Source organism: Novosphingobium sp. BL-A-41-Hi4A-0G (assembly GCF_055521735.1).
In genome coordinates this window covers 2,034,105-2,055,941 of the sequence record NZ_CM145501.1, presented here as the reverse complement: position 1 = coordinate 2,055,941, position 21,837 = coordinate 2,034,105, and the positions used below count along the sequence as shown (strand labels likewise).

The following is a 21,837-nucleotide window of genomic DNA, read 5'->3' as shown; positions in this document are numbered from 1 at the left end:
GACGCCGACCCCCACTCGTCTGGTCACCACCACGATGCCCGATGGCGGCGTTCGCGTGGTCGGCCATGGCGCGCGCTTCCGCCGCAGCCGTCGCAGCGAACTGCTGATCTGGTGGCGCGAGATCGACCGCGTGCTGCTGACGCTGATCCTGTCGCTGGTGACCATCGGTTGCATTGCAGTGGCTGCAGCGTCGCCTGCTTCGGCGCATCGCCTTTCCACCAGCAGCAAGTCTCTGGGCGATCTATACTTCTTCTGGATTCACCTGCGCTGGGTTGCGGTGGGGCTGGTCGCGATGTTCTTCGCATCGGTCCTGCCCAAGGAGGCTGCGCGGCGAGGAGCGATCGTGCTGGCTGCGGCGATGGTCGTGGCGCTGGTACTGGTGCCGCTGGTCGGGAGCGAGGTGAAGGGCGCCAAGCGCTGGTTGTGGATCGGTTTCAGCCTGCAACCTTCCGAATTCCTCAAGCCGGGCTTTGCCATTGCGCTGGCGTGGATCCTGTCGTGGCGGGTGCGCGATCCGAATATCCCGGTCATCCCGATCACGGTTGCGATCATGGGCCTTGTCGGCGTGCTGCTGATGGCCCAGCCGGATTTCGGCTCTACCATGTTGTTCGGTGGCGTCTGGTTCGTGCTCGCGCTGCTTTCAGGCCTGTCGGTCAACAAGATCCTCTATGCGATGGGCGCCCTGATCCTTGCTGTCATCGCAGCTTACTTCTTCTATCCCAACGCCACACATCGTATCGACAACTTCATTTCGGGCGGCAGCGAGTTCGACCAGGTCGATCTTGCCATGCGCACTCTGATGAACGGCGGTTGGAGCGGCACCGGCCTCTGGCTCGGCAGCCGCAAGAATGCGCTGCCCGAAGCCCATACCGACTACATCTTTTCGGTGGTGGGTGAGGAATTCGGGCTGATTGCCTGCGCGGTGATCGTCACGATCTATTGCGCGATCGCGCTGCGCGTGCTGATGCGCCTGCTCGACGAGGACGATCTGTTCACTATCCTTGCGGCAGCCGGGCTGACCGCACAGCTGGTCGGGCAGGCGTTCATCAACATCCTTGTGAACCTGCAACTTTTCCCTTCGAAAGGCATGACCTTGCCGCTGATCAGCTACGGCGGATCGTCCACCATCGCGCTGCTCATGGGCGTCGGGCTGCTGCTCGCGATCACGCGGCGCAACCCCTACCTTTCGCGCGAGAAGTTCGACGTAACGGAACTGGTGCGCAAATGAGCGGCGCTTCCAGGCATTACGTGCTCGCGGCAGGCGGCACCGGCGGACACCTCATTCCGGCCTTCGCGCTGGCGGTGGAGCTTGATCGGCGCGGCCACCACGTCGCGCTGGTGACTGACGAGCGTGGCGCGAAAATTCCCGGTAAGCCCGACTTCATGCCTGCACACGTGCTTCCTGCCGGGCGTCTGGCCAAGAATCCGGTCGCGCTGCTCAAGGGCCTGCGCGCGATCTGGCAGGGCCGCGCGATGGCGTTGCGCCTGTTCGAAAGTTTTGAACCGTCCTGCGTGATCGGCTTTGGCGGCTACCCCGCGCTGCCTGCGCTGCTCGGTGCGCATTTGGCCAAGATTCCGACGGTGATCCACGAACAGAACGCGGTGCTGGGGCGGGTGAACCGCTTCCTCGCGAGCCGCGTCGATGCCATCGCGACCGCCTATGGCGAGGTTGACCGGCTCGATCCGAAGCTGTGGGGCAAGGTCCACCGTGTGGGCAATCCGGTGCGGCCGGAAGTGCTGGCGCTGCGCGGTGAACCGTTCCCGGAATTCACCGAGGACAGTCTGTTTCGTGTGTTGGTGACTGGTGGGAGTCAGGGCGCTTCGATCCTGTCGGAGGTGGTGCCCGATGGTCTGGCCATGCTGCCGCCCGCATTGCGCCATCGCTTGCAGGTGACGCAGCAGTGCCGCCCGGAAGACCTCGAAGCGGTTCGCGCGCGCTATGCTGCGCATGAGATTCCAGCGGAACTTGGCACCTATTTTGAAGACATGCAGGCGCGGCTTGCCGGAACGCACCTGTTTATCGGGCGGGCAGGCGCTTCGACCATTGCGGAGCTGACTGCGGTCGGACGCCCCGCTATCCTCGTGCCGCTGCCCATTGCGACGGACGACCATCAGGCCGCCAACACGCGCGAGATGGTCGCGGCAGGTGGCGCGCGCGCTATCCGGCAGACCGGCTTTACCCCCAAGGAACTGGCGAAACAGATTCAGGCCATGGCCCAGCACCCGCACACCCTTGCCAATGCCGCGCACGCCGCGTGGAACTGTGGCCTGCCTAACGCCGTGAGCGATCTTGCCGATCTGGTCGAGAGCTTCGGCGGGGAGCCGATCATGGACGTGATCCGCGTCGATACGCGCAGCCCTGCGAGTTCGGCACAGGGGCAACTGGCATGAAGGGCGTCGGCACCGAGATCGGGACGATCCACTTCGTCGGCATCGGCGGCATCGGCATGTCGGGCATCGCCGAGGTCATGCACAACATGGGCTATTCGGTGCAGGGTTCCGACATGGCCGAAAGCTATGTCGTCGAGGGCCTGCGCTCCCGCGGCATCAAGGTGATGATCGGGCAGAAGACCGAGAACGTCGATGGCGTGGCCGTTGTGGTCACCTCGACCGCCGTGAAGCGCGACAATCCCGAAGTCGTCGCCGCGCTCGAAAACCGAATCCCCGTGGTTCGCCGCGCGGAAATGCTGGCAGAGCTGATGCGGCTCAAGAACACGGTTGCCGTGGCTGGCACGCACGGCAAGACCACGACGACGTCGATGGTCGCCTGCCTGCTCGATGCAGGTGGCGTGGACCCGACCGTGATCAACGGCGGCATCATCAACTCCTACGGCTCCAACGCCCGTCTGGGTGACAGCGAGTGGATGGTGGTGGAGGCCGACGAGAGCGACGGATCGTTCCTGCGTCTTGATGGCACGCTGGCAGTCGTCACCAACATCGACCCCGAGCATCTCGACCATTACGGCAGCTTCGACAAGGTGAAGTCGGCCTTCGTTGAATTCATCGAGAACGTGCCGTTCTATGGCGCGGCGATGCTCTGCATCGATCATCCCGAAGTGCAGGCGATCATCCCCAAGGTGCGCGACCGCCGCGTGGTGACCTATGGTTTCTCCGCGCAAGCTGACGTGCGCGGCGAGGCCGTGACGCCCATTCCCGGCGGCAACCGCTTTACCGCGGTGCTGCGCCAGCGCGATGGTTCGTTCCGCCGGATCGAGGGCATCGAGCTGCCGATGCCGGGCCGTCACAATGTCCAGAACGCGCTGGCAGCTGTGGCTGTGGCGGTGGAGATGGGCGTTTCGGACGACCTGATCCGCACCGGCTTCGGCAAGTTCGGCGGGGTAAAGCGCCGCTTCACCAAGGTGGGTGAGGTGGACGGTGTCACCGTGATCGATGACTACGGCCATCATCCGGTCGAAATCCGCGCCGTTCTTGCAGCAGCGCGTGAGGGTGTGCAGGGCCGCGTCATCGCCGTGGTCCAGCCGCACCGCTTCACCCGGTTGCGCGATCACATGGAAGACTTCCAAGGCGCGTTCAACGATGCGGATGTGGTCTATGCCGCGCCGGTCTATCCGGCCGGCGAACAGCCGATCGAGGGCGTGGACAGCGCCGCCATGGTCGAGGGCATCAAGGCACGCGGGCATCGCTCGGCGCATTTGACCGCCGGGCCGGATGCGCTCGCGAAGGAACTTTCCGCCACGGTGCAGGCAGGAGACATGGTCGTTTGCCTTGGCGCGGGCGATATCACCAAGTGGGCGGCGGGCCTTGCCGATGCGATTGCGCGCGAAAGGGGGCAGGGGTGACCACGCTCACGCTGCCATCGGTTCGCGGCAAGCTGACACCCAATGCACCGCTTGCGCCGATGGTCTGGTTCAAGTCCGGCGGCACGGCTGACTGGCTGTTTGAACCAAAGGACGTGTCCGATCTGCAGGACTTCCTCGCGAGCCTTGCGCCGGAGGTGCCGATCATGGCGCTTGGCCTCGGCTCCAACCTGATCGTGCGCGATGGCGGGGTGCCAGGCGTCGTGGTTCGCCTCGGCAAGGCCTTTGCCAAGGTCGAGAAGCTCGACGAAGTCACGCTGAACTGTGGCGGCGGGGCGAGCGGCATTCTCGTGTCCTCCACCGCGCGCGACAATGGCATTGCGGGCCTAGAATTCCTGCGCTCGATCCCCGGCACGGTCGGCGGCTTCGTGCGGATGAACGGCGGGGCCTATGGGCGCGAGGTCAAGGATGTGCTCGTCGATTGCGACGTTGTGATCCGCTCGGGCGAAATCGCTACGCTGCCGCTGTCGGAACTGGGCTACACCTATCGCCATTCGGACCTGACCGACGGCTCAATTGTAGTTGCTGCGCGGTTCCGGGGTCATCCGGGCGAACACGAGACCATTCAGGCCGAAATGGACCGCATCAGCGCCGCCCGCGAAGCCTCGCAGCCGCTCCGCTCCAAGACCGGCGGCTCCACCTTCAAGAACCCCGAAGGCGGCAAGGCTTGGGAACTGGTCGACAAGGCCGGTTGCCGTGGGCTGACGCTTGGCGGCGCGCAGGTGAGCGAGAAACACACCAACTTCCTGATAAACACCGGTGAGGCGACCAGCGCCGACATTGAAGCCTTGGGCGAGGAAGTGCGCAAGCGCGTTAGGCAAATGTCGGGCGTCGAGCTCGAATGGGAAATCAAGAGGATTGGCAGACCGTGACGCTTCCGAAACTTCATGTCGCGGTGCTGATGGGTGGGTGGTCGAGCGAACGGCCGGTGTCGCTCATGTCGGGCGAGGGCGTGGCCAAGGCGCTTGAGTCCAAGGGCCACGAGGTCACGCGCATCGACATGGACCGCGAGGTTGCGCTGCGCCTCGCCGAGGCCAAGCCCGATGTCGTTTTCAATGCGCTCCACGGCACACCCGGAGAGGACGGCTCGATTCAGGGCCTGATGGACATCATGGGGCTGACCTACACGCACTCAGGCCTCGCCACTTCGGTCATCGCGATCGACAAGGAACTGACCAAGCAGGCGCTGGTGCCGCATGGTATTCCGATGCCCGGTGGGCGCATCGTGCGCACGCAGGAACTATACAAGGGCGATCCCTTGCCGCGCCCTTACGTGCTCAAGCCGGTGAACGAGGGCTCGTCGGTCGGCGTCGCCATCGTCACGGCGGATGGCAACTACGGCAATCCGATCAGCGCCGATGCGCGCGGGCCGTGGCAGGAGTTTGATGAACTTTTGGCCGAACCCTTCATCCGTGGCCGCGAGTTGACCACGGCGGTGATCGGGGATCGCTCGCTGCTCGTCACCGAACTCAAGCCCAAGTCCGGCTTCTACGATTTCGATGCCAAGTACACCGATGGCATGACCGACCATATCTGTCCGGCAGACATCCCCGACGAGATCACCGAAGCCTGCAAGCAGATCGCGCTGCGTTCGCACCAGTTGCTCGGCTGCAAGGGCACCAGCCGCTCGGACTTCCGCTGGGACGATGAACAGGGCGTCGAGGGCCTGTTCCTGCTCGAAGTGAACACCCAGCCGGGTATGACCCCGCTCAGCCTAGTGCCCGAACAGGCCAAGGCGCTGGGCATGGACTATCCCGATCTGGTCGAGGCGATCATTGCCGAGGCCCTGAAAGACGCCAAAGCTGACAGAAGGAAGGTCTGAACCATGGCGCAGACGATCAAGCGTGGCGGAAAGGGCGTGCGGCGGGCTGCGGCTGCGCGCACGACGCAGCGCAAGGTCCAGTCTGCGCGCCAGCAGACCGGGTCGGTGCTCGACACGGTCATGCACTGGCTGCCGTTCAGCGAGGAGACGCTGCACCGGATCGTGATGACTTTGATCCTGGCGGTCGCTGTCGGGATCGTCTGGACTGTCGCGGTCATGGCGGGGATTCCGGCACTAGCGTCTGAACAGGCCGCGCTGATCGCATCAGACGCGGGCTTCAAGGTCAGCCACCTCGAAGTGCGCGGCGTCAACCGCATGAACGAACAGCGCATCTACGAGCGCGTGCTAGGCCAGAACGACCGGGCGATGACCACGCTCGATCTCGCCGCATTGCGCGATGAGCTGAACCAGCTGCCGTGGGTCAAGGACGCCCGCGTCTCGCGCAAGCTGCCCGATACCTTGGTGATCGACATCGTCGAGCGCAGCCCTCACGCGGTGCTGCGCAAGCCCGACCGGATGGTGCTGATCGACGATACCGGCACCGAACTCGAAACCGTGAAGCCCGACAAGGCCAAGGGCATGCTGGTGCTCTCCGGCCTTGGCGTGGGCCAGCGGGTCGAGGATCTGACGCGCTTGCTCGATGCCGCGCCTGCGCTCAAGCCGCAGGTTGCCGAGGCCGAATGGGTGGGCAATCGCCGCTGGAATCTGACCTTCAAGACAGGACAAGTGCTTGCGCTGCCCGAAGGCGACGAGAAATCGGCGGGGGCCTTGCTGAGCTTTGCCCGGATGGACGGCGTCAACCGCCTGCTCGGTGGCAAGGTCGCAGCGTTCGACATGCGCGCACCCGATCGCATCTACATGCGCGTGCCCGGCCACGCCGAAGAAGTCGCCGCGCAGAAGCGTGCCGCAGAACAGGCCAAGGCCGAAGCCAAGCGTCTTGCTGCCGCCGCCAAGAGCGACGAGGGCTGATCCGGCACGATGGCTACGCCCCGCATCACCAAGGTCTTTGCTGCCGTCAACATTGGCTCGTTCCGGGTTTCCGCGATGATCGCTGGGCTATCGGAAACCGGCGAGATGGTCGTTCTGGGATCGGGCCACCGCGCCGCGCAGGGGATCAAGCGCGGCTACGTGACCGACATGCAGGCCGCGACGCATTCGGTACGCGACGCGATCGAGCGCGCCGAGAAGATGGCCAATGTCGATATCCAGAAGGTCTGGATCGGTTGTTCCGGTGCAGGGCTCGCCAGCACCACGGCGCGGGTCGAGGTCGAAGTCGGCGGGCGGCGGATCGAGCAGGACGATATCGAGCACCTGCTGGTGGCAGGACGCGAGGTAATCCAGCCCGATGGCCGAACCGTGCTCCATGCCCAGCCTGCGCACTACACGCTCGATGGCGCCCATGGCGTGCCCAACCCCAAAGGGCTCCATGCCGAGCGGCTGGCAGTCGACATCCACGTGATGCTCGCCGATGGCGCACCTGTGCGCAACATCCGCGAGGCTGTGCAGAACGCGCACCTTGATGTCGAGGCCGTGGTCGGCTCGCCCGTCGCGGCGGGGCATGCCTGCCTGACGCCGGAGGAGCGCGAGCTTGGCGTGGCGCTGGTGGAATTCGGTGCTGAAGTCACTACCGTCTCGGTCTATGCCGCCGGCATGCTGCTCGGCATGCAGGTGATCCAGTACGGGTCGGGCGACATCACGGACGCCATCGCCTCGGCTTTCGGCATCCGCCGCTATCAGGCAGAACGCCTCAAGTGCATGTCCGGCTCGGCCATCGCCAGCCCTGCCGACCACCGCGAGATGATCCCGGTCAATGCGCCGGGCGATCCCGAGGGTGGCCCCGTCGCCCGCCATGCCGATGACAAGAACCGCATTCCGCGTGCGGAACTGATCTCGGTGATCACCCAGCAGCTCGGCTTCTTCACCGAGGAAGTCGGCAAGGCGCTAAAGGCGATGGGCTTTGTCGGCCAGACCGGCCAGCAGGTCGTTCTCACCGGAGGCGGTGCGCAACTGCCGGGGCTTGCAGACTATGCGCAATCGGCGCTCGGGCGCCCGGTCCGCATCGGCTCGCCGCCAACCATGCTGGGTCTTCCGCCGGGCCACGCCACGCCAAGTTCGTCGACGCTGGTCGGCCTCGTGCTCTTTGCTGCGGCCGATCCGGTGGACATTCGCGCGATCGGTCCGGCCTTCGTTCCGACCGGTTCATACAAGGGCATGAACCTGCTGATTCGCCTGTGGCGTGCAGTTAAGGATTACTTCTGAAGCGGGTTTTGAGCCTTACCGCTCCGAACTCGACGAATTGCGGCCTGTCACGCCTATGCAACTTGTGGAAAAGGCAAAACCGCCTTTGATTCGTAAAGCTGCCTTGTGCAACAGGTTAATGTGAAGTTTTGCAATCTCGCTGAACGCGCATGTTTGCCATCAGCGAGGCCAATGACCCGATTGGGAGACCGACTATGAGCATCAACATCGGACCGCCGGCCATCGACGAGCTTCGTCCCCGGATCACGGTGATCGGGGTTGGTGGCGCAGGCGGCAATGCCATCGCCAACATGATCAACGCGCAGATCGAGGGCGTCGAGTTCATCGTCGTCAACACCGACGCGCAGGCGCTGAACAACTCGATCGCGGAAAACCGCATCCAGCTCGGGCCCGACATCACGCAGGGGCTTGGCGCAGGCGCACGTCCCGAAGTCGGCCGCGCCGCTGCCGAAGAGACGATCGAGGAACTCGAGCGTGCGCTGGAAGGCGTGCACATGGTGTTCATCGCCGCTGGCATGGGTGGCGGCACCGGCACCGGGGCGGCTCCGGTCATCGCCGAAGCAGCGCGCCGCAAGGGCGTGCTCACCGTGGGCGTGGTGACCAAGCCATTCCTGTTCGAAGGTACGCGCCGCATGCGCTCGGCCGAAAGCGGTATCGAGGAGCTGCAGAAGCACGTCGATACGCTGATCGTCATTCCCAACCAGAACCTGTTCCTGGTGGCCAAGGCGGAGACGACCTTCAAGGAAGCGTTCCAGCTGGCTGACGAAGTCCTCCAGCAGGGCGTCCGCTCGATCACCGACCTGATGGTCATGCCGGGCCTGATCAACCTCGACTTCGCCGACGTCCGCTCGGTCATGGGCGAGATGGGCAAGGCGATGATGGGCACGGGCGAGGGCGAAGGTCCGAACCGCGCGCTCGAAGCCGCCGAACGCGCCATTGCCAACCCGCTGCTCGATGGCGTTTCGATGCAGGGTGCCAAGGGCGTGATCATCTCGATCATCGGCGGCGACGACATGAAGCTGCTCGAGGTCGACGAAGCCGCTAACCACATTCGTGAACTGGTCGATCCCAATGCGAACATCATCTGGGGCTCGGCCTTCAATCCTGACCTCGATGGCAAGATCCGCGTCTCGGTTGTCGCCACTGGCATCGAACAGAGTCAGGAGCAGGCCGAAATTGCCTCGCGCCCGGTTTCGATCCCCAACACCTCGCGTGGCCCCGCCGTCCCGACGGCAGCGCCCGCCGCACCTGTCTACACGCCGCCCCCGGCCGAGCCTGCGCAACCGGCATGGTCGCCTGCGGCAGAGCAGGTGCAGCCCGCTGCGCCTGCTGCAGAACCGGAGCCCGAACCGTTCGATCTGACGCTCGATCTTTCCGAAGCGCAGGAAGAACACGATCCGGGCGAACTGTCACTGGGTGGCATGGAAGCACCTGTTGAGCCTGCTCCCGAAGCTGCTCCCGCACCTGAACCGGGCCCGGCCATGCCGCGTCTTGGTCGCGCGCCCGAAGCCGAGCCTGCCAAGCCTGCAGGCGGCAGCACCCTGTTCGAACGCATGGCCAATCTTTCGCGCGGCAACCGCGGCGGTGACGATGATGGCGACGACGATGGCAGCGCGCTGAACATTCCGCGCTTCCTCGGCCGTCAAAACAACCAGTAAAATCGGATGAGAGGCGGCACCTGTTGCCGCCGCTTCATCTTGGGATCGGTATAGAGCGCGGCAGGATGATCAACCGCTTCCCCATCGCGCGTTTTCTCGGCACCGACGGCGTGCGCCTGACGGTCGCGTTTCTGCTGGCCACAGCTGCGACCCCGGCCCTCGCACAGGCTTCGGGCAGGGGGGACGATGATCCCGATGGTCCCGTCACGGTATCGCGCCCGGTCGTGCAGTCGACCGCGCAAAGCCCCACGCGCGATCTCAACGCTGCGCTTGCGCGCCTTGCTGCCGATCCGCGCAACGTATCTGCCCTGTTCGATGCCGCCGACGCTGCGCTGAAGCTTGGCGACAGCGATGCTGCCATCGGCTTTCTTGCAAGGGCGGATGAAGTCCAGCCCGGCAACGGCCGAACCAAGGCCTTGATGGGCAAGGCGCAGCTTGTCGCCGAAAATCCTGTTGAAGCGATCCGCTCGTTCGACGAGGCAGAGCGCGCCGGAGCCGATACTTTCGCAATGGCGGCGGATCGCGCGCTGGCCTACGATCTGGTCGGTGACAATGGCCGGGCCCAGCGCTGGTATCAGGTGGCGCTCAGCCGCGGTACCGACGCCGAGATCACGCGCCGCTATGCCATGAGCCTTGCCATCGCGGGCGACCGTCGTGGCGCAGAGGCGCTGCTCGCGCCGCTGATCGAGAAGCAGGACCGTGCGGCATGGCGCACCCGCACCTTCGCCATGGCTGTCACCGGTGGCTCGGACGAGGCGGTGGCCATCGCCTACGCATCGATGCCGCAGGACCTTGCAGCCGGAATTGCGCCCTATCTGCGCTACATGCCGCGCCTCACGCCCGCGCAGCAGGCCGCTGCCGCCAACTTCGGCCGTTTTCCGCGGGCGGCAGACATTGGCCGGGACGATCCGCGCGTTGTCCAGTACGCAGCGCTCAATCCCCGCGCGCCTCGTCAAGCCGAAGCGGGGCTGATCCCGAGCGGCGCTCCGCTTGGACCGTCGGCCGCATCGACGGAAAAGCCAAGCAGAGAAAAGCGTCGTCGTCCGGGCAGGATCGAGACTGTGGCAGCCCCGGCAAGCACGCGTCCTGCAACGACGACCGCGCAACCCACGCCGACCCCTTCGCAGACATATGCAAGCGTGTCGGCACCACCGGCCCCGGCAACAACTCAGCCCGTGGTGCCCCGCCCGACGGTGCTTTCAGCGCTCGACGTGCCACCGGGTTCGGCGCGTCCTGCCGTGCCGCCGATCCGTCTCGCACAGCCGCCTGCCAGTCGGCCTCCGGCCACTCCGACGTCAACACCCACACCTACCACGACGATCGTGTCCTCATCGTCTGCCGTTGCGAAGCCGGGCTTCCAGCAGGACCTCACGGCCCCGCCGCCGGAAGCGCGGGCGCCTGTGCAGGTTGCCGCAGCAACCTCGGCCCCGCCCAAGCCCGCATCGCTTCCGGCTCAACCATCGACGCAGCCTCAGCCGTCACAGACATCATCTGCCGCCCCGCAACCGACGCTGGGCACTGCCGGCAGCTTCGATCTGGCGAAAGTTGGCTCGACCACCACCACCCAGAATGCCCCGGCACCGGCTCCGCCTCCTGTGGCGACCCCGGCTCCACCGTCGCAACCGGTTACGCAAGTTGCAGCAAGCACGCCGACGCCATCTGTCACAACCGCTTCCACCCCGGCCGCAGTGACGACGCCTGTTCAGACCGCTACGGCTTCTCCGCCCCCCCCGCGCGATCTAGCTTCGCTGTTCAAGTCCTTCGCTCCCCCCGAGGAAGAGCGCAAAGCGCAGGTCGCAGCGGTCGACATCACCCGGATTGCGCCCAAGCCCGCCGCGAAGGCGACGAAGGCCGATGCACGCGGTGAGCGCCCCGATGGGCCGACCGATGTGTCGCGCATTCCCGCCAAGGAACCGGAGAAGCCCTCGGCCAAGGAGGCGGTCAAGCTCGGCAAGGACGGCAAGCCGATCAAGGACCCCAAGGCCGCGGCAAAGGATGCCAAGGAGGCAAAGGACGCCAAGGCAAAGAAGGCCGCGCCAAGCCATCCCAGCCGCATCTGGGTTCAGGTCCTGACCGGCGGCAACAAGGACATGATGGACAACGAGTGGCGCCGCCTGGTCAAGGAAGCGCCAGAAGTCCTGCGTGGCCGCAAGCCCTACATCTCGCCTTGGCGCAGCAATTTCCGCCTGCTCACCGGGCCTTTCGAAAGCGAGGCCGACGCGCAGGAATTCGTCACCAGGCTCAAGAAAAGCGGCGTATCCAGCTATCAGTGGACCAGTCCTGCGGGGCAGGCCGTGGACACGCTTTCGCTCAAATAGGCTGACTTGGCAGGAACATGCGCCGAGCAGCGCTGTTCACTCCTTGTCCACAGCTTTCCCACAAGGTTGTCGAGTTTTGCCCAACCGCCTGTTAACCCGCGATTGTCGGGTGGGGGTGTGAACCGCCATTGACGGGGTGAGCAGCAGTCAGGGCAGATCGCCCTGCCGGGCCGACCAGCCGAGGAGGCCCGATCACGTGTTCAGGGGACGTACCATGCGGACCGGCCATGACGACAACGAGCGCGAAGAGGCAGCGCCTGTCGACATGATCGCCTCGTTGTTCGAGGCGCGCGGCTGGCCGTGCGAATTCGTTTCGGATGACGAAGTGACCGGCGAAATCCAGGGGTCCTGGGCGAACTACCAGCTTCGGGCCATCTGGCGGATCGAGGATCACGTCCTGCAGATCCTGTGCCTGCCCGACATTCGCATCCCCGATGACAAGAAGCTTGCCGTCTACGAACTGATGGCGCTGATCAATGAGCAGGTCTGGATCGGCCACTTCGACATCTGGTCGAACGGTTCGGTGCTGCTCTACCGCCATGGTCTCATGCTGGGCGACGAAGGCCTGCTCAGCATCAGCCAGGCGCAGGCAGCGATCGAGGCGGCTGTGGACGAATGCGACCGGTTCTACCCCGCGTTCCAGTTTATCCTGTGGGGCGACAAGAGCCCGGCAGACGCGCTCGCCAGCGCAATGGTGGACGCGGCCGGGGAAGCCTGAGGCTGACAGGGTGGCGTCCCCGCGCATGTGGGGACCTCGGTGTTGTCACCGAACACTGGCGTAAAAGGACCGAGGCCCCCGCCTTCGCGGGGGAGCAGTGCCTTTTTCAGGTTTCCACGTTGCGATGAGCACCGCGCCCCGGCATTGAGCCCGCAAACGCGACTCAAGGAATCTGCCCATGACCATGACCTTCCTCCAGTTCGGCTGCGGCAACATGGGCGGTGCCATGCTCAAGGGCTGGCTCGCAGGCGGTATCGCGCCCCAGACCTTCACCATCGTCGATCCCTATCTCGAAGCTGCCCCGCAGGGCACGCGCCTGCTCAAGGCCGCGCCCGAGGGCGAGGGGGCGTTCGATGTCGTCCTGCTCGGCTTCAAGCCGCAGCAGTTGCCTGATGCTGCTGCTGCCGTGCGTCCCTTCGTAGGTCCGAACACGCTGCTGCTGTCGATCCTCGCCGGTGTCGATCTCGCCACGCTCCGCTCGAACTTCCCCGAAGCCCGCGCAATCGTGCGCGTCATGCCAAATCTCGCCGCAGCGCTCGGCAAGTCGCCGATCGCGCTCGTCGGTGAGGCTGACGCCACTGCGCGCGCCCAGACCGATGTACTGATGGCGCCGCTGGGGCAGGCAGAGTGGCTCTCGGGCGAGGATCAGATGGACCTCGTGACCGCGCTGGCAGGGTCAGGCCCTGCTTTCGTTTATCGCTTCATCGATGCACTGGCCGAAGGCGCAGCCTCGCTCGGGCTTCCCCGCGAGCAGGCGGACCGCCTCGCGCTGTCCATGGTCGAAGGGGCGGCCATGCTCGCCGCAGCCTCCGAACACGGCCCGGGCGAGCTCGCCCGCCGCGTTGCGAGCCCGGGCGGTGTCACGCAAGTCGGCATCGACATTCTGGACAAGGACCGCCGCCTTGTCGCCCTGATGGAAGACACCTTGCGCGGCGCGCGCGACCGCAGCGCAGAAATGACCGAGCAGGCCCGCGCCAAGGCCTGACCCCGCGAAACAATTCGTTACATTTGATTGCCGGTTCATTGCTTCGGTTTCACTTGAAAGCAGGGGCCAAAGCGCCGATATTCCAGTGACGTGGCCAAAGGGGCCACAGAACGGAGCTTTGAAAATGGCAAACTGGAACGACCCTCGGCCCACTGGGACGGGTTTCGGCGCGTCTCCGGGCCTCTCCGGCCTTCAGGGCCGCAGCGAGGTGTTCGATGCGGGCCTGCGTCGCCACATGCTGTCGATCTACAATTACATGGCCTCGGGCGTGCTGCTCTCGGGCATCGTCGCGCTGCTTTCGGCCAATTCCGGCCTTACCCTTGCTCTGCTCGGCACCCCGTTGATCTGGCTGGTCATGCTCTCGCCGCTGGCCTTCGTGATGTTCATGAGCTTCGGTGCGAACAAGTTCTCGACCACCGCGATTCAGGGCATGTTCTGGGGCTTCGCGGTCGCCATGGGTCTGTCGATGTCGACGATCTTCCTCGTCTACACCGGCGCGTCGATCGCCACGACGTTCTTCGCTACCGCTGGTGCCTTCGCGGGTCTGAGCCTCTATGGCTATACCACGAAGAAGGACCTGTCGGGCATGGGCAGCTTCCTGATCATGGGCCTGTTCGGCATCATCATCGCATCGCTGCTGAACATCTTCCTGAAGTCCTCCGGCCTCGCCTGGGCGATCAGCTTCCTCGGCGTCCTGATCTTCGCTGGCCTCACCGCCTACGATACGCAGAAGCTCAAGGAGCAGTATGCCTATGTCGCCGGAACCGATTTCGCTGGCAAGGCGGTCGTCCTCGGCGCGCTGAGCCTCTACCTCGACTTCATCAACATGTTCCAGTTCCTGCTGCAGTTCATGGGCGATCGCCGCTGATCCGCTGAAGCAACCAGACTGAACGAGATTGACCCGGCGGGCCGCAACGGTTCGCCGGGTTTTTCTTTTTCAGGGGATTCTCATGTGTGAGTAGTGGCGCTAGTGTTGCCTTCATCTTGCAGAAAGGATGACCGGCGCAATTTTGCACGTTGCGTCAATGGGATCATCGGCCAATCGGCTACCTTTGGGGGAATGCCAATGTTTCGCTTTCGGCGTCTTCATGCGCCTGCCATCGCGGCAATGGCTCTGGCCATCGGCCTTGCTTCATGCGCACCGCCGCCACCGCCACCACCGCCTCCGCCGCCTCCCCCGCCAAAGGTCGTGGTAATTCCGCCCAAGCCGATGCCGCCCAACGGCGCATCGGACAATATCTTCTTGCCTCCCGCTGATGCGAACGGTTTGCGCCTGTCGGTCAACCGCAACATCACCACCGCGCAGATGGTGTGGAACCTGCGCTCGGCCTACAACGTGGCCGCGCTCAATTGCAGCGCGCCCAAGCACGCCGACATCCTGCCGCGCTACAAGGCCTTCCTGACCACGCATGCCAAGGCGCTGAACGTCGTAAACAAGAAGCTCGATACCGAGTTCAAGGCCAAGTACGGGCAGAAGTTCATCGCCCCGCGCGAGGCTTACATCACCTCGGTCTACAATCACTACGCGCTGCCGCCGACGCTCTCGGACTTCTGCGATGCGGTGATGGCGGTTACGCGCGATGGCGCGGCGATCAAGTCGGCAGAGCTTGAGGCCTTCGCGGTTCGCAGCCTGCCGAGCATCGAAGTCGTGTTCGACGATTTCTACCGCCGCTACGAAGTCTACCGCAATGATCTGGCGATCTGGCAGGCTCAGTACGGCGCACTGGTGAATGCACCGCAGCAGCCGGTCGTGGTCTCGTCCACCACCGTTACCAACCGGAGCGGGGCAGGGAACTGATCGAGAGCCACTGCCAAAGAATCTCGAAAATGCCACTTTTCACGCAAGGGACGCTGCGCTAATGGCGGCGCTCCCTGCGGTTGTCCCGCGGGGCGATACCGGGAACGGGGCCGTAGCTCAGATGGGAGAGCGCGTCGTTCGCAATGACGAGGTCAGGGGTTCGATCCCCCTCGGCTCCACCAGGTATCATCGAACCGCCTGATCGGCAGGCGCCTTGCGGTTCGAGGCTCCAGGAACTCCATGAACGGGACCAACAGGCTCGCTTAGGGGGCCCGGCGCTATTGCATTCGGGCCTGTCAGTGGACATTTTACCGACATGCATTTTCTCGACCAAGCCAAGATTTTCATCCGCTCCGGGCAGGGCGGTCCCGGTGCGGTCAGCTTCCGGCGGGAGAAGTACGAAGAGTACGGCGGTCCCAATGGTGGCAACGGCGGCAAGGGCGGCGACATCGTGTTCGAGGCCGTTGCCGGTCTGAATACCCTGATCGACTTCCGCTACACCCAGCACTTCAAGGCGCAGCGGGGGCAGGGCGGTGCGGGCACCAACCGCACCGGCGCCGGCGGCGAGGATCTCGTGATCAAGGTCCCCGTCGGCACGCAGGTGCTCGATGATGACCGCGAGACCGTACTGCTCGACCTCACCGAAGTGGGCAAGCGCGTCGTTCTTTTGCGCGGCGGCGATGGCGGGCGTGGCAATGCGTCCTACAAGTCCTCGACGAACCGCGCCCCGCGCCAGCACGGCCCCGGTTGGCCCGGCGAGGAAATGTACGTCTGGCTGCGCCTCAAGCTGATGGCGGACGCTGGCCTTGTCGGCCTGCCCAATGCTGGCAAATCGACCTTCATCAACAAGATCACCAACACCAAGGCCAAGGTCGGCGAATATGCCTTCACCACGCTGCGCCCGCAGCTTGGCGTGGTCAGCCATCGCAACCGCGAGTTCGTGCTGGCCGACATTCCCGGCCTGATCGAAGGCGCGGCCGAAGGCGTCGGCATCGGTGACCGCTTCCTTGGCCATATCGAACGCTGCCGGGTGCTGATCCACCTGATCGACATCCACAGCGAGACCGATCCTGCCGAAGCCATGCAGATCGTCGAGGGTGAGCTTGAGGCTTATGGTTCAGGCCTTGATGAAAAGCCGCGCCTGATCGCACTCAACAAGATCGATCTTGTCGACGCCGAACTGGTCAAAGCCTTCACCAAGGAACTGCGCGCAGCCGGCGCGACCAAGGTCTATCCAATCTCGGGCGCAACGGGGAAGGGCATGGACGCCCTGCTCGACGCCGTGCTCGAGCACCTGCCCGCTGCCACGATAACCGAACGCCCGACCGGGCAGGTCGAGGAACAGGCAGACGAGAAGCCCTGGTCGCCGATCTGATCGTCCAAGCGCGCCGCGCGCAGGACCGGTAACCCTTCACGCCCCGTCACAAATACCCTAAGCGGCCCTCATGAAGATCAGCCAGCTTGCCCACCTGACCGACGCCAAGACCTGCCCGCGCCTTGTGGTCAAGGTCGGCTCGGCGCTGCTCGTCGGCAAGGATGGTGCGCCGCGCCGCGAATGGCTGACCGCGCTGGTGGCCGAGATCGCTGCGGCACGCGCGGCCGGGCAGGAAGTCATCGTCGTGTCCTCTGGCGCGATCGCGCTCGGCGCGCGCAAGCTTGGCTTGGCCAAGGGCGGCCGGGGCAGTCTTTCCGATGCCCAGGCCGCGGCGTCGGTCGGGCAAATCGCGCTAGCGGGCCTCTGGGCGGAACTGCTTGCTGCCCATGACCTCACCGCAGCGCAGATCCTGTTGACGCTCGAAGACCTCGAAGACCGCCGCCGTTACCTCAACGTTACCGCCACGCTCGGCACGCTGCTGGCCGCCGGTGCGGTGCCGGTGATCAACGAGAACGATTCCGTCGCCACGCAGGAAATCCGCTTCGGCGACAATGACCGGCTCGCAGCTCGCGTGGGACAGGCGGCAGGCGCCAGCGGCGTGCTGCTGCTGTCCGATATCGACGGCCTCTATGACCGCGACCCGCGCGAGCCCGGCGCAACCCGCATTCCTGTGGTGAAGGGCGTGACGCCTGAAATCCACGCCATGGCCACCGGCGGCTCGTCCTCCGGTCTCGGCTCGGGCGGCATGACCTCGAAGCTGCAGGCGGCAGAGATCGCCGAACTGGCGGGCATGGCGTTGGCCATCATCGATGGCCAGCCCGTATCTCCAATCGGTTCTGCAATGCGCACGGATCGCGGCACGCTGTTCCTGCCGCGCGGGCGCAAGCAGGCGCGCAAGGCGTGGCTGGGCGGGCGGATGCGGATGCGCGGGACCGTCCATGTCGATGCCGGAGCCGCTGCCGCACTGACGCGTGGCTCCAGCCTGCTCGCCGCCGGGATCACCAGCGTCGATGGCGATTTCCAGCGCGGCGATGCCATCGCGGTTGTCGGTCCGGATGGCCAGACTCTCGCGCGCGGCCTGTCCGAATACGACGCCGCCGAATGTGCCCGCCTCAAGGGCCGCCACAGTCGCGAGCACGAAGAGCTTCTCGGTTACGCTCCCCGCTCGGCCCTGATCCATCGCGACCAGATGGTGCTTCTGTAATGGCCGCAGAATTGCTGGCGATTACCGGGGCGACCGGGTTCGTCGGTCAGGCCGTGCTCGATTATGCCGCCCGCGCCGGAATAGAGGTCCGCGCCCTTGCCCGCCGCCCGCAGGATGCCCGTGCCGGGGTCGAATGGGTGCAGGGCGACCTCAACGACAAGCGCGCGCTCCAGCGCCTCGTCGGCCGCGCCAGCGTTGTCCTGCACATTGCCGGCGTGGTCAGCGCGCCGGACGCAAAGGGTTTCGAGGACGGCAACGTCTGGGGCACGCTGAACGTCGTAAACGCTGCGCTCGAAGCTGGCGTGCCGCGCTTCGTCCACGTCTCCTCGCTCTCAGCGCGCGAGCCGGACCTGTCGATCTACGGTCGTTCCAAGCTGCGCGGCGAGAAGATCGTCAAGGCCAGCAGCCTGGACTGGACCGTGGTGCGCCCGCCCGCCGTCTATGGCCCGCGCGATACCGAGATGTTCGAGCTGTTCAAGCTGGCCCGGCGCGGCGTGGTGCCGTTGCCGCCGCAGGGCCACCTTTCGATCATCCACGTCAACGACCTCGCCCGCCTCCTGCTCGCCCTGATTCCCGGCAGCGAGGAGGTGACGCACATGACCTTCGAGCCTGATGACGGCACCCCCGGCGGCTGGACCAACACCGATCTCGCCCGCGCCATTGGCATGGCCATGGGCAAGCGCGCCACCGCGATCAACCTGCCCGCCGGAATGCTGCGCCTCGGCGCAAGGCTCGACGCGCGCTTCCGTGGCAAGGGCGCCAAGCTGACGATGGACCGTGTCGGCTACATGTGCCACCCGGACTGGCGCGCAGGCGAAGGCAACCAGCCCCCGCCCGAACTCTGGCTCCCCCAGGTAGAAACCCGCATGGGCCTCCACGCCACGGCGGCGTGGTATCGCGAGGCCGGCTGGCTGAAGTGATGCGGAACGGGTGGCTTTGTGCCGAAAGGCACTGGTAACGCGCTTAACTTCGATTAACCTTTCCTCCGATTTGGATGAGCCGGGGGCAGGGGATGGCAAGAATGATTTGGGCGGCGCTGCTGGCAGCGCTGGTTTGCTCGATTGGAGCCGTCCCGGCCTTGCCGCAAACCGTGCCCTCCATGGACGTGGCCAATGAGCCGGAGGCGGCTCTTCGCGAGTGCGATCGGCTGATCGAAACGACAAAGGAGCGCGCAGCGCGCGCGCGCCTCTATGCCCAAAGGGCGACGATACTGGCCAAGCTCGACCGGTTGGCCGAGGCTAACGATGCCGTAGTGCGTGCGAGATCTCTCGATACGAAGTCCGAGCCGTCGGTTACTGCAGACATCCTGATCGCTGATGCAAACAACAAGTCCCAGTTGCAGGAATACGGGCAGGCTATCGAACTTGTGCGGGAAGCGAGAGCGCTTCTGTCCAAGGTGCATAACGAAGATAGCGCTGAAATCGCCTTGGCGGACACGATGCTCGGTCGCCTTCTGGTCAGCGAGAGCCAATTTGACGAAGGGATACAACGCACCCGGCATGGCTGGGAGGTAATGAACAAGCTGAGGCCAGTGGGAGACGATGAGCGCATAGATTCGGCGTTTCAGTATGCCATTGCGCTCGTTTACTCTCGCCAGGCGGCTCTGTCGGAGCCTCTTCTTCGCAAGCTGGTTTCGGAAATCGAGACGCTCAAGCCCCGTCAGCCCTATCGGGCAAAGCTGCCCAATCTGCTCGGCACCGAATTGCTGATGCAGGGGCGGATCAACGAGGCGATTCCCTGGCTGCGCCAGTCGGTCGACGTGGGGGAAAAGCTGAAGTCCACGATTATCGGCGAACGTGCCGACGCTCTGTCTGCGCTTGGCGTCGCACTGTTGATGTCTGACCGTCCTGCAGATGCGCTCCCCTTCTTTCAGAAGTCTGCGGAGCAGTTCGCGGTGGCTGGTGCGATACCGTCAACAGCAGGAGCCTATATCAATGGAGGCACCGCTGCGGACCGCGCCGGAGACCGTGCGCTCGGGATGAAGATGCGCGAAACCGGCATCGCCATGCTGGCAAAGATGCCAAGACAGCATGAACTCGCCGTTGCTCTCAATAACTTCAAGTTGGCGCAATCCTATACACACGCAGGGCGGCTGGAGGAAGCGGAAGCAATGGCGCAAGACGCCGCGTCGACCCTCAAGCGTCTTCGTCCCCCAACCCATTTCCAGGCGCTCAACAGCCGCATTTCGCTCGGCTGGATCAAGGCGCGCCGTGGACGGGCGGCAGAGGGGCTGGCCGAAGTCCGCGATGCCTTCCGCACTTCAATCGCGGTCAACAACAGTCTCGAAGTCTCGCAAAACCGCGTCGTCGGCGTGATCGACAATATCGAGGCCTTCAGTCATGCACTCGAAACTGCCATTCTGGCTGGTGACAACGACTTCGCCTTCGAAGTGCTCCAGGTTTTGGTCGAGACCGATGCCAGCCGCGCCGCGGTTGCCGTGACTGCGCGTGAACAGGCGGGGAATACGGAACTCGGCCTGCTTCTGCGCCGACGGCAGGAAGCTGCCGGAAAACTCGCCGATGCTGATGCCGCCCTATTGCGCGCGGCTGGCCTGGAGCAGGGGGCCGAGCGCGCCCCTCTTGAAAAGGCCGTTGCCCACGCTCGCGCTGCGCTTGCCGCACTTGATGCAGAGCTTGACGCCCGGTCTCCGGGCTTCCGCTCGCTGCTCCGTCCCCGCCCGGTCACACTTGCTGAAACGCAGGCGCGCCTTGGCCGAGATGAAACGCTGCTGGTGGTCGAGGAAAGCGATCTCGGCCTTTATACCATGGCACTTACCCATGACCGCATCGCCATTGGCCACGCGCCGATCCGGCGCGAGGCCTTGCGCGGCCTCGTCCGCCGCATCCGCGCGGGAACCGAAAACGGCGCACTCGTTCCCTTCGACACTGCCGCAGCGCATGAAATCTACCAGGTCATTTTCACGCCGGAAGTCCGTGCCCTCGTACCGGAAAAGCAGCGCCTGCGCGTGGTGACCGGCGACATCCTGTCCGCCCTGCCGCTGACGCTTCTTGCCAGCCGTCAGGGCAAGTCGCTGAGCGACACGCGATGGCTGGTCGAAGACCATGCCATCTCGGTCCTGCCTTCGCTCGCCACGCTCGGACAATCGCCGAAGCGGGCAGATGCGCGCCGCGACGTGATCGCAATCGGCGCACCGGCGCTTGGCGGAACACAGGCGATCACGGCCGGGGCCGACATCTTTGCAGGCGGCGAAACCCGCTCCGCACGTGTCAGCCGGCTTGTGTCGCTTCCCGGTGCCGAGCGCGAGATTGCGGCTGTGGCCGCCCATGTCCGCAAGCCTGCGCGGTCGATCCTGCTGACCGGACAGAACGCCACCGAACCTGCCGTTCGCGCGCTGGATTACTCGAACGCTGGCGTCCTGCTCTTCGCCACGCACGGCCTTGTTTCAGGCGCCTTCGATGCGCGCAGCGAACCTGCACTGGTGCTCACCCCGCCAGCGGAAGAAAGCGAGGACAACGACGGCCTGCTAACGGCGTCTGAAGCGGCACGCCTGCGGCTGGATGCGGACTGGGTGATCCTCTCGGCCTGCGACACCGCTGCAGGCGACCAGCCGAGCGCTGCAGGCTACACCGGTCTTGCGCGTGCCTTCCTTTTTGCCGGAGCCCGTCGGGTTGTCGCCAGCCACTGGCCAGTGCGAGACGACGTCGCCGCGCGCCTGTCGGTCGAACTGCTCGATGCGTCGGCCAAGGGAGCCACAGCTGACGAAGCCCTGCGCCGCGCTATCCTCAAGGTGATGAAGCAAGGCAAGCCGGAGGAGGCACGCAATCCGGCGCTTTGGGCTCCGTTCATGGTCGTGGGCAACTGACACCGATTGTGACCACCGATACTTGCGCCAGACGCAAATCCGTGGTCGTCTGCTTGTCC

At 64.9% G+C, this 21,837-nt stretch carries 17 protein-coding genes and 1 tRNA gene; all 18 read left to right on the top strand.

Translation table 11 applies throughout. The features are described 5' to 3' along the window. Positions 1–34: 34 nt before the first annotated feature. The 18 genes from ACZ1JX_RS09910 to ACZ1JX_RS09825 all read left to right on the top strand — a co-directional run bounded on the left by ACZ1JX_RS09910 (position 35) and on the right by ACZ1JX_RS09825 (position 21,778). Positions 35–1,228 carry an FtsW/RodA/SpoVE family cell cycle protein gene (locus ACZ1JX_RS09910; RefSeq protein ID WP_465126393.1) on the top strand — a complete coding sequence of 398 codons (1,194 nt, stop codon included), beginning with the start codon at positions 35–37 and terminating at the stop codon, positions 1,226–1,228. Beyond that, complete coding sequence (gene murG / locus ACZ1JX_RS09905; RefSeq protein WP_465123388.1) at positions 1,225–2,391, top strand: undecaprenyldiphospho-muramoylpentapeptide beta-N-acetylglucosaminyltransferase; 1,167 nt, start codon at positions 1,225–1,227, stop codon at positions 2,389–2,391. The genes ACZ1JX_RS09910 and murG overlap by 4 nt, the downstream gene beginning before the upstream one ends. Then, on the top strand, positions 2,388–3,800 hold the full coding sequence (gene murC, locus ACZ1JX_RS09900; RefSeq protein ID WP_465123387.1) for a UDP-N-acetylmuramate--L-alanine ligase: 1,413 nt from the start codon (positions 2,388–2,390) through the stop codon (positions 3,798–3,800). Before murG ends, murC begins: the two co-directional genes overlap by 4 nt. 59 nt (positions 3,801–3,859) lie before the next feature. After that, positions 3,860–4,690: a UDP-N-acetylmuramate dehydrogenase gene (gene murB / locus ACZ1JX_RS09895; RefSeq protein WP_465126392.1), complete on the top strand. Its 831-nt coding sequence runs from the start codon at positions 3,860–3,862 to the stop codon at positions 4,688–4,690. Continuing rightward, positions 4,687–5,640 carry a D-alanine--D-alanine ligase gene (locus ACZ1JX_RS09890; RefSeq protein ID WP_465123386.1) on the top strand — a complete coding sequence of 318 codons (954 nt, stop codon included), beginning with the start codon at positions 4,687–4,689 and terminating at the stop codon, positions 5,638–5,640. The genes murB and ACZ1JX_RS09890 overlap by 4 nt, the downstream gene beginning before the upstream one ends. 3 nt (positions 5,641–5,643) lie before the next feature. After that, positions 5,644–6,609 (top strand): cell division protein FtsQ/DivIB, encoded by a 966-nt coding sequence (locus ACZ1JX_RS09885; protein ID WP_465123385.1) that lies wholly within the window; start codon positions 5,644–5,646, stop codon positions 6,607–6,609. Positions 6,610–6,618: 9 nt separating this feature from the next. Then, positions 6,619–7,899, top strand: a complete 1,281-nt coding sequence (ftsA, locus tag ACZ1JX_RS09880) for a cell division protein FtsA (RefSeq protein ID WP_465123384.1) — start codon at positions 6,619–6,621, stop codon at positions 7,897–7,899. 194 nt (positions 7,900–8,093) lie between these two features. Continuing rightward, positions 8,094–9,557: a cell division protein FtsZ gene (gene ftsZ, locus ACZ1JX_RS09875; RefSeq protein ID WP_465123383.1), complete on the top strand. Its 1,464-nt coding sequence runs from the start codon at positions 8,094–8,096 to the stop codon at positions 9,555–9,557. A 65-nt stretch (positions 9,558–9,622) separates the two neighbouring features. Continuing rightward, positions 9,623–11,875, top strand: coding sequence for an SPOR domain-containing protein (locus ACZ1JX_RS09870; RefSeq protein ID WP_465123382.1), 2,253 nt, complete (start codon positions 9,623–9,625; stop codon positions 11,873–11,875). Between the two features lie 214 nt (positions 11,876–12,089). Then, entirely contained in the window at positions 12,090–12,593 is a 504-nt protein-coding gene (locus tag ACZ1JX_RS09865; protein WP_144906879.1) for a type III secretion system chaperone family protein, read from the top strand. A gap of 178 nt (positions 12,594–12,771) precedes the next feature. Continuing rightward, the gene (locus tag ACZ1JX_RS09860) at positions 12,772–13,578 is read left to right on the top strand and encodes a pyrroline-5-carboxylate reductase family protein (protein ID WP_465123381.1); all 807 of its coding nucleotides are present in this window, start codon (positions 12,772–12,774) and stop codon (positions 13,576–13,578) included. A gap of 124 nt (positions 13,579–13,702) precedes the next feature. Next, positions 13,703–14,446 (top strand): Bax inhibitor-1/YccA family protein, encoded by a 744-nt coding sequence (locus ACZ1JX_RS09855; protein ID WP_465123380.1) that lies wholly within the window; start codon positions 13,703–13,705, stop codon positions 14,444–14,446. 198 nt (positions 14,447–14,644) lie between these two features. Continuing rightward, positions 14,645–15,376 (top strand): hypothetical protein, encoded by a 732-nt coding sequence (locus ACZ1JX_RS09850; protein WP_465123379.1) that lies wholly within the window; start codon positions 14,645–14,647, stop codon positions 15,374–15,376. Between the two features lie 106 nt (positions 15,377–15,482). Continuing rightward, positions 15,483–15,558: transfer RNA gene (locus tag ACZ1JX_RS09845), tRNA-Ala, on the top strand. Positions 15,559–15,692: 134 nt separating this feature from the next. Continuing rightward, positions 15,693–16,751: a GTPase ObgE gene (obgE, locus tag ACZ1JX_RS09840; RefSeq protein WP_465123378.1), complete on the top strand. Its 1,059-nt coding sequence runs from the start codon at positions 15,693–15,695 to the stop codon at positions 16,749–16,751. Positions 16,752–16,821: 70 nt separating this feature from the next. After that, positions 16,822–17,955: a glutamate 5-kinase gene (gene proB / locus ACZ1JX_RS09835; protein WP_465123377.1), complete on the top strand. Its 1,134-nt coding sequence runs from the start codon at positions 16,822–16,824 to the stop codon at positions 17,953–17,955. Continuing rightward, positions 17,955–18,875 carry an NAD-dependent epimerase/dehydratase family protein gene (locus ACZ1JX_RS09830; protein ID WP_465123376.1) on the top strand — a complete coding sequence of 307 codons (921 nt, stop codon included), beginning with the start codon at positions 17,955–17,957 and terminating at the stop codon, positions 18,873–18,875. The genes proB and ACZ1JX_RS09830 overlap by 1 nt, the downstream gene beginning before the upstream one ends. Positions 18,876–18,967: 92 nt before the next feature. Further along, positions 18,968–21,778, top strand: a complete 2,811-nt coding sequence (locus ACZ1JX_RS09825; RefSeq protein WP_465123375.1) for a CHAT domain-containing tetratricopeptide repeat protein — start codon at positions 18,968–18,970, stop codon at positions 21,776–21,778. The last annotated feature ends 59 nt before the right edge of the window (positions 21,779–21,837 follow it).

What these genes read in the sequence shown, in the direction of transcription:
- obgE (WP_465123378.1), top strand. Translation starts at nt 15,693, where the DNA reads ATGCATTTTCTCGACCAAGCCAAGATTTTCATCCGCTCCGGGCAGGGC.
- ACZ1JX_RS09850 (WP_465123379.1), top strand. Translation starts at nt 14,645, where the DNA reads ATGTTTCGCTTTCGGCGTCTTCATGCGCCTGCCATCGCGGCAATGGCT.
- ACZ1JX_RS09885 (WP_465123385.1), top strand. Translation starts at nt 5,644, where the DNA reads ATGGCGCAGACGATCAAGCGTGGCGGAAAGGGCGTGCGGCGGGCTGCG.
- ftsA (WP_465123384.1), top strand. Translation starts at nt 6,619, where the DNA reads ATGGCTACGCCCCGCATCACCAAGGTCTTTGCTGCCGTCAACATTGGC.
- ACZ1JX_RS09830 (WP_465123376.1), top strand. Translation starts at nt 17,955, where the DNA reads ATGGCCGCAGAATTGCTGGCGATTACCGGGGCGACCGGGTTCGTCGGT.
- ACZ1JX_RS09855 (WP_465123380.1), top strand. Translation starts at nt 13,703, where the DNA reads ATGGCAAACTGGAACGACCCTCGGCCCACTGGGACGGGTTTCGGCGCG.
- ACZ1JX_RS09870 (WP_465123382.1), top strand. Translation starts at nt 9,623, where the DNA reads ATGATCAACCGCTTCCCCATCGCGCGTTTTCTCGGCACCGACGGCGTG.
- murB (WP_465126392.1), top strand. Translation starts at nt 3,860, where the DNA reads ATGGTCTGGTTCAAGTCCGGCGGCACGGCTGACTGGCTGTTTGAACCA.
- ACZ1JX_RS09825 (WP_465123375.1), top strand. Translation starts at nt 18,968, where the DNA reads ATGGCAAGAATGATTTGGGCGGCGCTGCTGGCAGCGCTGGTTTGCTCG.
- ftsZ (WP_465123383.1), top strand. Translation starts at nt 8,094, where the DNA reads ATGAGCATCAACATCGGACCGCCGGCCATCGACGAGCTTCGTCCCCGG.
- ACZ1JX_RS09865 (WP_144906879.1), top strand. Translation starts at nt 12,090, where the DNA reads ATGCGGACCGGCCATGACGACAACGAGCGCGAAGAGGCAGCGCCTGTC.
- ACZ1JX_RS09910 (WP_465126393.1), top strand. Translation starts at nt 35, where the DNA reads ATGCCCGATGGCGGCGTTCGCGTGGTCGGCCATGGCGCGCGCTTCCGC.
- murG (WP_465123388.1), top strand. Translation starts at nt 1,225, where the DNA reads ATGAGCGGCGCTTCCAGGCATTACGTGCTCGCGGCAGGCGGCACCGGC.
- ACZ1JX_RS09860 (WP_465123381.1), top strand. Translation starts at nt 12,772, where the DNA reads ATGACCATGACCTTCCTCCAGTTCGGCTGCGGCAACATGGGCGGTGCC.
- murC (WP_465123387.1), top strand. Translation starts at nt 2,388, where the DNA reads ATGAAGGGCGTCGGCACCGAGATCGGGACGATCCACTTCGTCGGCATC.
- proB (WP_465123377.1), top strand. Translation starts at nt 16,822, where the DNA reads ATGAAGATCAGCCAGCTTGCCCACCTGACCGACGCCAAGACCTGCCCG.